Annotated in this window: 13 protein-coding genes; 8 read left to right on the top strand and 5 right to left on the bottom strand. The window is 71.3% G+C overall.

The window, feature by feature from the left end; all coding sequences use genetic code 11:
* From HA630_RS03205 to HA630_RS03190, 4 genes are all read left to right on the top strand, one after another.
* The coding region (locus HA630_RS03205; protein ID WP_305792617.1) for a non-canonical purine NTP pyrophosphatase at window positions 1-195 on the top strand (195 nt) is incomplete at its 5' end.
* A complete protein-coding gene (gene hemW / locus HA630_RS03200; RefSeq protein ID WP_166832304.1) occupies window positions 192-1,406 on the top strand; it encodes a radical SAM family heme chaperone HemW in 1,215 nt (404 codons plus the stop codon). The genes HA630_RS03205 and hemW, both read left to right, overlap by 4 nt.
* Window positions 1,407-1,429: 23 nt before the next feature.
* On the top strand, window positions 1,430-2,110 hold the full coding sequence (locus HA630_RS03195; protein WP_166832303.1) for an HPP family protein: 681 nt from the start codon (window positions 1,430-1,432) through the stop codon (window positions 2,108-2,110).
* Between the two features lie 64 nt (window positions 2,111-2,174).
* A complete protein-coding gene (locus HA630_RS03190; protein WP_371809190.1) occupies window positions 2,175-4,793 on the top strand; it encodes a DUF349 domain-containing protein in 2,619 nt (872 codons plus the stop codon).
* Here the strand turns inward: HA630_RS03190 and HA630_RS03185 are convergent.
* The 5 genes from HA630_RS03185 to HA630_RS03165 are packed head-to-tail and all read right to left on the bottom strand — an operon-like array spanning window position 4,771 to window position 8,200.
* Window positions 4,771-5,661, bottom strand: a complete 891-nt coding sequence (locus tag HA630_RS03185) for a zinc-dependent peptidase (protein ID WP_166832302.1) — start codon at window positions 5,659-5,661, stop codon at window positions 4,771-4,773. The genes HA630_RS03190 and HA630_RS03185 overlap by 23 nt on opposite strands.
* A gap of 43 nt (window positions 5,662-5,704) precedes the next feature.
* Window positions 5,705-6,493: a UDP-2,3-diacylglucosamine diphosphatase gene (locus HA630_RS03180; RefSeq protein WP_371809189.1), complete on the bottom strand. Its 789-nt coding sequence runs from the start codon at window positions 6,491-6,493 to the stop codon at window positions 5,705-5,707.
* A 17-nt stretch (window positions 6,494-6,510) separates the two neighbouring features.
* Window positions 6,511-7,017 (bottom strand): peptidylprolyl isomerase, encoded by a 507-nt coding sequence (locus HA630_RS03175; RefSeq protein WP_166832301.1) that lies wholly within the window; start codon window positions 7,015-7,017, stop codon window positions 6,511-6,513.
* A 2-nt stretch (window positions 7,018-7,019) separates the two neighbouring features.
* A complete protein-coding gene (locus HA630_RS03170; protein ID WP_166832300.1) occupies window positions 7,020-7,592 on the bottom strand; it encodes a peptidylprolyl isomerase in 573 nt (190 codons plus the stop codon).
* A 17-nt stretch (window positions 7,593-7,609) separates the two neighbouring features.
* Window positions 7,610-8,200 (bottom strand): tetratricopeptide repeat protein, encoded by a 591-nt coding sequence (locus HA630_RS03165; protein WP_166832299.1) that lies wholly within the window; start codon window positions 8,198-8,200, stop codon window positions 7,610-7,612.
* A gap of 157 nt (window positions 8,201-8,357) precedes the next feature.
* On the opposite strand from HA630_RS03165, the gene cysS reads away from it, so the two are divergent.
* From cysS to tilS, 4 genes are all read left to right on the top strand, one after another.
* Window positions 8,358-9,740, top strand: a complete 1,383-nt coding sequence (gene cysS / locus HA630_RS03160) for a cysteine--tRNA ligase (protein WP_166832298.1) — start codon at window positions 8,358-8,360, stop codon at window positions 9,738-9,740.
* A gap of 5 nt (window positions 9,741-9,745) precedes the next feature.
* Window positions 9,746-10,384: a DNA-3-methyladenine glycosylase gene (locus HA630_RS03155; protein ID WP_166832297.1), complete on the top strand. Its 639-nt coding sequence runs from the start codon at window positions 9,746-9,748 to the stop codon at window positions 10,382-10,384.
* Window positions 10,385-10,411: 27 nt separating this feature from the next.
* The gene (locus HA630_RS03150; protein WP_166832296.1) at window positions 10,412-11,395 is read left to right on the top strand and encodes an acetyl-CoA carboxylase carboxyltransferase subunit alpha; all 984 of its coding nucleotides are present in this window, start codon (window positions 10,412-10,414) and stop codon (window positions 11,393-11,395) included.
* A 146-nt stretch (window positions 11,396-11,541) separates the two neighbouring features.
* Window positions 11,542-12,251, top strand: a 710-nt coding sequence (gene tilS, locus HA630_RS03145) for a tRNA lysidine(34) synthetase TilS (protein ID WP_166832305.1), incomplete at its 3' end; no start/stop codon positions are given.

The raw sequence follows: 12,251 nt of genomic DNA, 5'->3' as shown, positions 1-12,251 counted from the left end.
GGCCGCGTGGCCGGCCTGATCGCGCCCGAGCCGGTGGGCAGCAACGGCTTTGGTTTCGATCCCATCATGTGGCTCCCCGAGTTCGGCCAGACCTTCGCCCAGTTGCCCACGGCAGTGAAAAACGCGAACAGCCACCGCGGCCGCGCCGCCCAGGCCATGCTGGCGCTGATGCGCGAACGGTGGTTCCCGGCATGAGCCCCTCCGTCGTCCAACTGCACCGCCCGGGCCAATTGCAACTGCCGGGCCTGCCACCGCTCACGCTCTACATCCACCTGCCCTGGTGTTTGAAGAAATGCCCTTACTGCGACTTCAACTCGCACGAATGGGGCGCGGCGGCGGGGCAGGGCGGCGAGCCACCCTACGAGCGCTACCTGCAGGCCCTGCGTGCCGACCTGGAAAGCAGTTTGCCGCTGGTCTGGGGCCGGCCGGTGCACAGCGTCTTCATCGGCGGGGGCACGCCCAGCCTGTTTGCGCCCGAGGCCATCGACCGGCTGTTGTCCGAGGTGCGCGCCCTGCTGCGGCTGGAGGCCGACGCCGAAATCACCCTGGAAGCCAACCCCGGCACCTTCGAGAAGGACCGCTTCAAGGGCTTTCGCCAGGCCGGCGTCACGCGCCTGAGCATCGGGGTGCAGAGCTTTGACGACCGGTTTTTGAAGGCTCTGGGCCGGGTGCACAACGCCGAGCAGGCCCGCGCCGCGGTGGCCGAAGCGGCGGCCAACTTCGACACCTGGAACCTGGACCTGATGTACGCGCTGCCCGGCCAGACCCTGGCCGACCTGGACCGCGACCTCGACACCGCACTGGGCTTCCAGCCGCCGCACCTGTCGGTCTACCACCTGACGCTGGAGCCGAACACCTACTTCGCCAAGCACCCGCCCCAGGTGCCCGACGAGGACACGGCGTACGCCATGCTGGACCGCATCACCGAACGCACCGGCGCGGCGGGGCTGGCGCGCTACGAGGTGTCGGCCTACGCGCGCCAAGGTCACCGCTGCTTCCACAACTGGAACTACTGGCAGTTTGGCGACTACCTCGGCATCGGGGCCGGCGCCCACGGCAAACTCAGCTTCGCCCACCGGGTGCTGCGCCAGGTGCGCTGGCGCGACCCGCAGCGCTACATGGCGCAGGCCCTGCAAGGCCAGCCCACGGCCAGCGAAGACGAGGTGCCCGCGCGCGACCTGCCGTTCGAATTCATGCTCAACGCCCTGCGCCTGCGCGACGGCTTCACCCTGGCCCAGTTCAGCGAACGCACCGGCCTGCCGATAAGCACCCTAGGGCCTGCTTTGCAGCAGGCCGAGCGCCAGGGTTGGATCGAGCGCGACTGGAATTCCGTGCGGCCGACCGAGCGCGGTTTCGACTTTTTGAGCGATTTGCAGGCCCTGTTCCTGCCGGACGAGGGCGCTTAACCACAGACACAGCGGGGTGCGGCATGTTTGCGATCTACGGCACATCGGGCCTCATGTACCGGGGGCCGGTGGAAGACCTGCGCAAGGTGGCCCCCGCGCTGCGCACCCCCCGGGTGCGGGCGCTGGCGGTGGGCCTCGACCGGCTGCTGGCCACGCCGACAGCGCCGGATGCCGAACCCGCCGCCGGTGTGCCGCCGCGGCCTGGGCCCCACGGCCAGGCCCAGGCGGTGCAGGCCTACGCCGCCGTGCAGCAGCCGCCCCAGCGCCGCCCCCTGACCCGGGTGGCCGACGTGATGAGCCCCGAGCCGGTGCTGGTGCCCGACAGCGCCACCGTGCAACAGGCTTGGGACCTGCTGGCCGCCCAGGGCGTGGGCCAGGTGCCGGTGGTCAACGCCCAGCGGCAACTGGTGGGGCTGCTCACCCGCGCCGAACTGATGCGCCCCGACCGCCTGCCGCAGTCGCTGGCCTCGGCGCTGGCGTGGCGCGCCTACACCGGGCAGCCGGTCACGGCGCTGATGCTCACCCCCGTGCCCAGCGTCTCGGCCGACACCGATTTGCGCCGGCTGGCGCTGCTGCTGCTGGAGACCGGCCTGCCCGGGGTGCCGGTGGTGGAGGACGCTGGCGTGGTGCAAGGCTTCGTCGCCCGCAGCGACATTCTCAAAGCCGTGGTGCACGACCCACCGCTGGACCTTTGGGCCGGTTGAAACCGGCGACAATAGCGGTTTCGGCCCCGTGTGGGCCTTAGCCCCTTTTGTTGCCCTGCCCGCCGTGAATTCCACCGACAAGCCCACGTCCAAGCCCGCCGACCTGCACCAGCTCGACGCCCTCACCGGCGGCGTCTTCACCGCCCCCACCTCGGGGGAGCGCGCCGCCCGCCTGCGCGAATGGTTGGCCAGCGAGCCCGGCCACGACGCCATGGCCGACGTGTACCGCGAACTCGCGCACCGCGACAAGGGCGCCGCCAAGGCGCTCAAGGAAAAGTTGGACGAACTCAAGCGCGCCAAGGCCCAGGACGCCATCGCCGAGGAATGGGCGGCCAAAGCCCAGGCCCTGCTGACGCAGCCGCGCCTGAACCTGGCCGATGCCATGGCCTGGCAACGCGACGCCGCCAAGGCCGGCGCGCCCCTGTCGCGCGAACCCCTGGCCGGCCTGAAGCTGGCCCTGGCCGAGCGCATGAAGGCGGTGGAAGACCTGCAGCACCGCGTGCAGGTGGAGCGCGAGACCGCCGTGCTGCTGGCCCAGCGCATCGAGGTGCTGTCCACCAAGCCCTGGGCCGAAGCCCTGGCCGCCCTCGACGCCCTGCGCGGCGACGTGACCGCCTGGCAGGCCCAGGCCCAGACCCTGGTGACCGACCCGGCCTGGGACAGCCTGGACCCCAAATTCCCGGCCCAGCTCGACACCTCGCGCCACCAGCTCAAGCTGGTGTGGGAGGCGTTTGACGCCGCCCTGGCCCTGGCCGTGGCCGCCGCGGCCGACGCCACCGCGCCCCTGCCCGCCGTACCGGTCTGGGCCGACGAACTGCGCGCCCTGCGCGGCGAAGTGGTGCCAGCCCCCGCCGCCGACCCGGCCGAACTGGCCGCCCGCCAGCACCAGGCGACCCAGGCCGTGACCGCCGCCCTGGAGGCCCTGACCCGCGAAATCGCCGAAGGCCACACCAAGACCGCCCCCAAGGCCGCGGCCGAGCTGCGCCAGGTGCTCAAGGACCACGGCCGCCACATCGCCCCCGAACTCGAAACCCAGGTCCAGGCCGCCCTGGCCCAGGCCGGGGAGCTGGAGGGTTGGCAGCGCTGGCGCGCCGACCAACTGCGCGAGGAACTGCTGGCCAAGGCCGTCGCCCTGACCCAGGCCCCCGAAGGCCAGCGCCCCGGCGGCCGCAAGATCCAGGAAGCCCTGCGCACCCTGCGCGAACAGTGGAAAGCCACCGACCAGGGCGGCGTGCCCAACCACGCGCTGTGGAAAAAGTTCGATGAGGCCTGCAACCAGGCGCACAAGCTGGTCGAGGCCTGGCTGGGCAAGCTCAAGGAACAGAACGAGGCCAACCGCGGCCAGCGTCTGGCCCTGATCGCCGAGGTGCAGGCCTGGACCGCGGCGCACGCCGAGCACGACGACTGGCGCGCCCAGTCGCGCGACCTGCACGCCTTTGCCGACCGCTGGCGCCAATCCGGCCATCTCAGCGAAAAGCTGTTTGCCGAACTCCAGCCCCAGTGGAAAGCCGCCATGGGCGCCGCCCACGCGCCGCTGGAGGCGGCCCAGGCCGCCAGCCAGGCCCGCCGCCAGGCCCTGATCGAAGAAGCCCAGGCCTTGGGGGCGGCCCAGCCGCTGCGCATCGACGCCGTCAAGGCGCTGCAGCAGCGCTGGCAGCAGGAGGCCCACCGGGTGCCGCTGGACCGGCGCCAGGAACAGAAACTGTGGGAGGCCTTCCGCCAACCCATCGACGAGGCCTTTGCCCGCAAATCCACCGAGCGTGAAAAGGCCAGCGGCGCCGTGAGCGCCCACGACCAGGCCGTGCTGGCCGCAGCCAAGGCGCTGGAAGCCGCCAACGCCAGTGGCGATGCACAGCAGATCCGGGCCGCGGTGGAGGCCTTGCAACAGGTGTCCCGCGGCCAGGCGCTCGCCGACGCGGCGCCCACCCCGGCCCCTGCCGCCGAGCCTCCGGCCGAAGCCGCGCCCGCCGACGCCACCTTGGCCGCCGAAGCCGCCGCTGACACCCCCGTACCGGCCCCAGCGCCCTTGGCCCCCGCCGCCCCGGCGCGCAAGCTGGTGGCGATGCGTGGCGACGACCGCCCGGGCATGACCAAGGCCGTGCCCGCCGCCCAGCGCGCCGGCGGCCGTGACGGCCGACCCGGCGACCGGCGCGACGCCCGGCCGAGCCGCGAACCCCGCGCCGGCTTCGGTGATCGCCCCGGTTTCGAGCCGCGCGGCCCGCGTCTGGGCGACGCCGCCTTCCGCGCCCAGCGCCAGGCGCTGGAGCAGGCCGAGCTGGCCCTGAAAAAGCTGGCCGCCCAGGCGCACGGCGAAGCGCTCACGCAACTGCTGTCGGCCTGGCAGCAGCGCAGCCCCGACGCCGTGCCCGCGGCCCAGACGCTGGGTGGCCGCACCGCTGCCGCCGGGCGCGCCGCCTGGGTGCAGGCCCTGGCCCAACCCGCTGCACCGGCCGACCGGGCCGCGCACAGCCTGTTGCGCCTGGAAATGGCCGCCGAGGTGCCGACCCCGGCCGATCAGCTCGACGCGCGCCGCGCCCTGCAGCTGCAGTTGCTGACGCGCCGCCACGACCCGGCCCCGGCCGAGACCTGGGTGAAGGACACCGCCCAGGTGCTGGCCAGCGCCCACGACGAGGCGGTTGCGCGGCGCGTGCAGGCCGCGCTCAAGGTGTTGCTGCGCCGTTGACCGCTGGGTGCCTGAAGAAGGCGTCGAACAGCGGCAACAGCTCGGGAAACGCCTCGCCCAGGCGGGGGCGGTTCACAAAATAGGCTTCGCAGGCCACCGCAAAAAACTCCACCGGCGACTCGGCCCCGTAGGCGTCCAGCCAGGGCCGGGGGGCGCCAAACCGCTCGGCCAGTTCCACCGCTTGGCGGTGCCGGGCGTGGGCCGCGTACAGGGTGTCGCGCCAATGCCGGCGCGCCTGGGCCGGCGCCAGTCCCAGAAAGCCCGGCGGCAGGCGCGGGCAGCCGTCGGCCGCCTCGTCGTGGCGCTTGTGGCGCAGGTCCAGTTGGTGCACAAACTCGTGGATCACCAGGTTGTGGCCGGCCTGGCTGGCCCCGGGCTGGCCGCGCGCGTGCGTCCAGGTAAGCATCACCGGGCCGCCGTGCATGGCCTCGCCGGCCAGGGCTTCGGTGTAGTGGTGCACCACGCCGGCGGCGTCGGTCACGGTGCGGCGGGCCAGCACCTCGTCGGGGTGGACGACGATGCCGACGAAGTCCCCGTACCACTTCAGGCCGGGCAGGCCCCAGTGCAGCAGCGGCAGGCAGGCCTGGGCGGCCACCGCCAGGGCCAGGGCGTCGGTGATGCGCAGGCCCTGGGCGCCGTGGAATTCCTTGCGCGCCAGAAAATGCTGGCACAGGCGGCGCAGCGTTTCGCGTTCGGCTTCGGTCAGTGCGGCCAGAAAGGGGTATTGCCTCCAGACGTGGTGCCACAGACCGTCGGGAATGGGCGGGGGCGGCCCCCAGCGCCGCAGCAGGGCGCGCCACCAGGCCTGGCGTTGCCAGCGGCGGCGCCAGCGGGGCCACCAACGGTTCAGGGGCGTGCCGGGGGGCATGGCGCGGGCCGTCCGGTCGGTCGGGTGGGGTGGGGCGGCGGGCTCACACCGGCCAGGGTCGGCGTTCCCAGTGGCCGTCGGCGTGCAGGCACAGGGCCCCGCCGCGCGGCGGTTCGGCGGCCGCGTCCCAGTCGCTCAGCACCAGGCGGCGCAGGCCGTCGCCCAGGTCGTGTTCGCCCGGGCGGTGGGTGTGCCCGTGCACCAGCACGCGGGCGCCGGTGCGGCGCAGCCAGTTGCGGGCGGTGTCGCGGTCCACGTCGGCGTAGCCGGCAAACACGTCGGTCGGGGAGGCGGCCCGGCCCTGGGCCTTGCGCGCTTCGCTGTCCTGGCGCAGACCGCGGGCCACCTGTTCGCGGGTGTCCAGGGGCTGGGCCAGGAAGGCGGTTTGCCAGGCGGCGGTGCGCACCTGGGCGCGGAAGCGCTGGTAGGCGTGGTCGTCCAGGCACCAGGCGTCGCCGTGGCTGAGCAGCAGGCGCTGGCCGGGCCAGTCCAGCACGCAGGGGTCGGGCAGGGGGTGGGTGCCGGTGTGGCGGTGAAAGGCTTCGCCCAGCAGAAAGTCGCGGTTGCCGTGCATCACGTACACCGGGCGCTGGGCGGCGCAGGCGCGCAGGGCGTCGGCGCAGGTCCGGGCAAACGCCCGCTCCGGGTGGGCGGGCCCGGCCGCGTCCAGCGCGTCGTCGCCCACCCAGACCTCGAACAGGTCGCCCAGAATGAACAGCGCGTCGAACTCGGCCGCCGCCAGGTAGCGCTGCCAGGCCAGGGCGGTGCCCGGCTCGGCCGCGTGCAGGTGCAGGTCCGAGATGAAGTCCACCCGGCGCCAGCCGGGGGCCACTTCGACGCGCGCGGTGCTCAGAGCGCGACCGCCTTTTCAATCACCACGTCGGTCACCGGCACGTCGTCGTGGTAGCCCTTGCGGCCGGTTTTCACGCTGCGCAGGGCGTCCACCACCTCGGTGCCGGCCACCACCTTGCCGAACACGGCATAGCCCCAGCCCTGCAGGGACGGCGCGGTGTGGTTCAGAAAGCCGTTGTCGGCCACGTTGATGAAGAACTGTGCGGTGGCGGAGTGGGGCGCCTGGGTGCGCGCCATGGCCACGGTGTACTTGTTGTTCTTCAGGCCGTTGTTGGCCTCGTTCTCGATCTCGGCGCCGGTGGGCTTTTGCTTCATGCCGGGCTCAAAGCCGCCGCCCTGGATCATGAAGCCGTCGATGATGCGGTGGAAGATGGTGTTGTTGTAGTGGCCGCTGTTCACGTAGGCCAGGAAGTTGGCGGTGGACTTGGGCGCTTTGTCGGCGTCCAGTTCCAGGGTGATGACGCCGTGACCGGCGATGTGCAGTTCGACTTGGGGGTGGGCCATGTTTATTTCTCCAATGTGGCTTTGAGGATGGTGACGGGGGTGGTGGGCACGTCCTGGTGCCCGCCGCGGCTGCCGGTGGGCACCGCGCGGATTTTGTCGACCACGTCCATGCCGGCGACGACCTTGCCGAACACCGCGTAACCGTGGCCGTCGCGCGCGTTGGCCGCGTCCAGGAACTCGTTGTCCTTCACGTTGATGAAGAACTGCGCGGTGGCCGAGTTCGGGGCCATGGTGCGGGCCATGGCCACGGTGCCGCGCAGGTTGCGCAGACCGTTCTTGGACTCCAGCGGGATCGGGGCCTGGGTGGGTTTTTGCACCAGGTCGGGGGTGAAGCCGCCGCCCTGCACCATGAAGTTGGGGATGACGCGGTGGAACACCGTGCCGTCGTAGTGCCCGGTCTGGACGTAGGCGATGAAGTTGGCGACGGTGCGGGGCGCCTGTTCGGCGGCCAGTTCCAGCACCACCGGCCCCAGGCTGGTGTCGAGTTTGACGCGGGGGGCGGTCTGGGCGTGGGCGCTGGCGTGGGCAACCAGCAGGATCGCGGCGAGGGTGGGCAGCAAATGGCGGCGTTGCATGGCGGGGTCCGTAAGGGTCAGCGGGGCGCGGGCGGGGCCAGCAGGGCGTCCAGCGCCTGCAGGCGGGTGTGTACGTTGGCGGTGGGGCTCAGGCGCAGGCTCTGGCGGTAGGCCTGGCTGGCCAGCCGCAGGTACACGTCGCCCAGGTTCTGGTAGGCGGTGGTGTAGTCGGGGTTGAGCTGCAGCGCGGTTTCGAGGGCGGCCCGGGCCTGGTCCAGCCGGCCGGCGCCGGCGTGCAGCACCGCCAGGTTGTTGTGCGGTTCGGGCAGCTCCGGGTAGTCGCGCACCAGCTCGGTGAAGGTGGTGTAAGCCGCCTCGGTGTCGCCCAGGCGGGTCTGCGCCATGCCCTTCAGGAAGCGCACCTGCGGGTCTTTCGGGCGTTGCGCCAGCCAGGCGTCGGCGCGTTCGATGGCTTGGGCGGGCTGGTCGGCGCGTATCAGGCGCTGCAACTCGTCGTAGGGCGCGTCCTGCGCATGGGCGGAGGCCACGGCGCCCCAGGCGGTGGCGGCCAGCAGCAGGACCGCCGCGGCACGGCCCAGGGTGGCGGTGGGCCGGCGCCACAGGGCGGGGCGCAGGGACGGGGCAGAGGGGGGGCGCAAAAGCGTCATGGCAGCTCGCAAAAAGGGCGTGGCGGGCGGGGGCGGGGCACGAGCGTGCACAATACGCGTCCTTCGCGACCGGCCACGGCCCGCGACAACACGCCGGGCAACGGCGCCGATATACTGAAAAGATTGTATCTGAGGGGTCTTTCACCCCCAGCTCCCCATGACTTTGCGCATTTACAACTCCCTCACGCGCCGCGTGGACGCGTTCACGCCCCTGCAGCCCGGCCACGTCCGCATGTACGTGTGCGGCATGACGGTCTACGACCTGTGCCACCTGGGCCACGCGCGTTCCATGGTCGCGTTCGACGTGGTGCAGCGCTGGCTCAAGGCCAGCGGCTACCGCGTCACCTACGTGCGCAACGTCACCGACATCGACGACAAGATCATCGCCCGCGCCCTCCACAACGGCGAAACCATCCGTTCCCTGACCGACCGCATGGTGGACGCGCTGCACCAGGACGCCGACGCGCTCAAGATCGAGCGCCCCACCTTCGAGCCGCGCGCCATGGACTACGTGCCGCAGATGCTCAGCCTGATCGGCCAGCTGGAGCGCAAGGGCCTGGCCTACCGCAGCCCCAACGGCGACGTGAACTACGCCGTGCGCCAGTTCGCCGGCTACGGCAAGCTGTCGGGCAAGAGCCTGGACGACCTGCGCGCCGGCGAGCGCGTGGCGGTGGACGACGGCAAGCAGGACCCGCTGGACTTCGTGCTGTGGAAAGCCGCCAAGGCCAGCGAGCCCGACGAGGCCAAGTGGGACGGCCCCTACGGCCTGGGCCGCCCGGGCTGGCACATCGAGTGCTCGGCCATGAGCTGTGAGATGCTGGGCGAGAGCTTCGACATCCACGGCGGCGGCGCCGACCTGCAGTTCCCGCACCACGAAAACGAGATCGCCCAGAGCGAAGGCGCCACCGGCCAGCCGCTGGCCACGGTGTGGATGCACAACGGTTTTGTGCGGGTGGACAACGAAAAGATGTCCAAGAGCCTGGGCAACTTCTTCACCATCCGCGAGGTGCTGGCCAAGTACGACGCCGAAACCGTGCGCTTCTTCATTTTGCGTGCGCACTACCGCAGCCCCTTGAACTACAGCGACGCCCACCTGGACGACGCCAAGGCCGCCTTGAAGCGCCTGTACACCGCGCTGGACGCCGTGTCCGCCGCCGAGGTGGCCATCGACTGGACCGAACCGCACGCTGTGCGCTTCCAGGCCGCGATGGACGAGGACTTTGGCACGCCCGAAGCCGTGGCCGTGCTGTTCGAGCTGGCCGGCGAGGTCAACCGCGGCCGCTCGCCCGCGAAGGCCGGTCTGCTCAAGGCCTTGGGCGCCACCCTGGGCCTGCTGCAGGAAGAGCCCAAGGCCTTCCTCCAAGGCGGCAGTGCCACGGGTGGGCTGGACGAAGCCGCCATCCAGGCCCAGATCGACGCCCGCGCCGCCGCCAAGGCCGCCAAGAACTGGGCCGAGGCCGACGCCATCCGCAAAGCCTTGCTCGAACAGGGCGTGGTGCTGAAGGACAGCCCCGCCGGCACCACCTGGGAACGGGCCTGAGCCACATGGCCGCCGCCTACACCGCGCAGCGCCCCGCCTACTGGGACGCCGCCTGCGAACACCTGATGCAGCGCGACCGCGTGCTGAACAAACTCATCCCGCAGTTTCCCAACGTCTGCCTGGAGTCGCGCGGCGACCCCTTCACCACCCTGGCGCGCAGCGTCATCGGCCAGCAGATCTCGGTCAAGGCCGCACAAGCGGTGTGGGACCGTTTTTCCGCCCTCATGCCCGCCATGGAGCCCACCCACCTGCTGCGCCTGAAAGTGGACGACATGCGCGCCGCCGGCCTGAGCGCCCGCAAGGTAGAGTACCTGGTGGACCTGGCGCTGCACTTCGACAACGGCGTGCTGCAGCCCGACGCCTGGCAGGCCATGGACGACGAGGCCATCATCAAGCAGCTGGTCGCCATCCGTGGCATCGGCCGCTGGACGGCCGAAATGTTCCTGATTTTTTACCTCATGCGCCCCAACGTGCTGCCACTCGATGACGTGGGCCTGATCCGCGGCATCAGCCAGGGCTACTTCTCGGGCGACCCGGTCAGCCGCAGCGAAGCGCGCGAGGTCGCCGCCGCCTGGGCCCCGTACTGCAGCGTGGCGACTTGGTATATTTGGCGGTCGTTGGACCCGGTACCGGTGGCGTACTGACCTGAACCAGACCACAGGAGTTTTACCTTGGCCAAAAAGAATTTTCTGGACTTTGAACAGCCCATCGCGGAGCTGGAAACCAAGATCGAGGAACTGCGTTACGTGCAGTCCGAGTCGGCGGTGGACATTTCCGACGAGATCGACCAGCTGAGCAAGAAAAGCCAGCAGCTCACCAAAGACATCTACAGCAACCTCACCCCGTGGCAGGTCACCAAGATCGCCCGCCACGCCGACCGGCCCTATACGCTGGACTACGTCCACGAAATCTTCACCCATTTCGTCGAGCTGCACGGCGACCGCCATTTTTCCGACGACCTGAGCATCGTCGGCGGCCTGGCCCGCTTCAACGGCCAGCCCTGCATGGTGCTGGGCCAGCAAAAGGGCCGCGACACCAAAGAGCGCACCCTGCGCAACTTCGGCATGACCCGCCCCGAGGGCTACCGCAAGGCCCTGCGCCTGATGAAGCTGGCCGAAAAATTCAAGCTGCCGGTGTTCACCTTCGTGGACACGCCCGGCGCCTACCCCGGCATCGACGCCGAGGAGCGTGGCCAGTCCGAAGCCATCGGCCGCAACATCTTCGAGATGGCGCAGCTGGAGGTGCCCATCATTTCCACCATCATTGGCGAAGGCGGCTCGGGCGGCGCGCTGGCCATTTCGGTGGCCGACCAGGTGCTGATGCTGCAGTACTCGGTCTACTCCGTCATCAGCCCCGAAGGCTGCGCCTCCATCCTCTGGAAAACCAGCGACCGCGCCAGCGACGCGGCCGAGGCGCTGGGCATCACCGCGCACCGCCTGAAGGCGCTGGGCTTGGTGGACAAGATCGTCAACGAGCCGGTGGGCGGCGCCCACCGCGACCACAAGCAGATGGCGGCCCACCTCAAGCGCGCCCTGAACGACGCCTACCGCCAGGTGGCCGACCTCAAGGTCAAAGAGCTGATCGAGCGCCGCCACGAGCGCCTGAACGGCTACGGCCGCTTCACCGACACCAAGGCCGACGCCCGCCGCGGCTGAGCGCCACACCCCGGGGACACGGCGTGCGCACCGCCCAGCCGGCCGCACCGGCCCCCCTGGGCGTGGCCGAAGTGGCGTTGCGTGCCTGGTGGCAGCGCCACGGCTTGGGCGTTCCTAGTGCCCCCGCCACCGTCCCCTCACCCGGTATGCCCGACGCGGCCCTGCCCTGGGCCGTGGCCTACAGCGGCGGGGCCGACTCCACCGCCCTGTTGCACGCGGCCCAGGCCCTGTGGCCGGGGCGGGTGCAGGCCTTCCACGTGCACCACGGTCTGCAGGCCGCGGCCGATGGCTTCGTGGTCCACGCCGAACACACCTGTGCTGCCCTGGGCGTGCCGCTGCGTGTGGCACGGGTGCAGGCCGGCCACGCGCCCGGCCAAAGCCCGGAAGACGCGGCCCGCCAGGCCCGCTACGACACCCTGGCCGCCCTGGCCCGCACCCATGGCGCCGCCTGGGTGCTGCTGGGCCAGCACGCCCAGGACCAGGTCGAAACCGTGCTGCTGGCCCTGACCCGGGGCGCGGGCCTGCCCGGGTTGGCCGGCATGCCGGAGGTCATGGTTCGCCACGGCGTGCGCTTTGGCCGGCCCCTGCTGTCGGTCGATGGCGCGGCCCTGCGCGCCGCCTTGCAGGCGCGCGGCCTGCCTTGCGTGACCGACCCCAGCAACGCCGACGAGCGCTACACCCGCAACCGGCTGCGCGCCCAGGTGCTGCCGGCGCTGCAGGCCGCCTTCCCCGGCAGCCTGGATACCTTCGCCCGCAGCGCCCGCCTGGCCGCCCAGGCCCAGCGCCTGCTGGACGAGGTGGCCGCCCAAGACCTGCTGGCCGTGGGCGAACCGCCCGCGCTGCGGCCCTTGCAGGC

The organism is Aquabacterium sp. A08 (genome assembly GCF_011742065.1).
The sequence above is the reverse complement of the archived record's forward strand: the minus strand, read 5'-3'. Positions and strand labels throughout refer to the sequence as shown.

Coding starts and splice junctions, on each gene's coding strand:
- hemW (WP_166832304.1), top strand. CDS start 192: ATGAGCCCCTCCGTCGTCCAACTGCACCGCCCGGGCCAATTGCAACTG.
- HA630_RS03195 (WP_166832303.1), top strand. CDS start 1,430: ATGTTTGCGATCTACGGCACATCGGGCCTCATGTACCGGGGGCCGGTG.
- HA630_RS03185 (WP_166832302.1), bottom strand. CDS start 5,661: ATGCCCCCCGGCACGCCCCTGAACCGTTGGTGGCCCCGCTGGCGCCGC.
- HA630_RS03175 (WP_166832301.1), bottom strand. CDS start 7,017: ATGGCCCACCCCCAAGTCGAACTGCACATCGCCGGTCACGGCGTCATC.
- HA630_RS03170 (WP_166832300.1), bottom strand. CDS start 7,592: ATGCAACGCCGCCATTTGCTGCCCACCCTCGCCGCGATCCTGCTGGTT.
- HA630_RS03165 (WP_166832299.1), bottom strand. CDS start 8,200: ATGACGCTTTTGCGCCCCCCCTCTGCCCCGTCCCTGCGCCCCGCCCTG.
- cysS (WP_166832298.1), top strand. CDS start 8,358: ATGACTTTGCGCATTTACAACTCCCTCACGCGCCGCGTGGACGCGTTC.
- HA630_RS03155 (WP_166832297.1), top strand. CDS start 9,746: ATGGCCGCCGCCTACACCGCGCAGCGCCCCGCCTACTGGGACGCCGCC.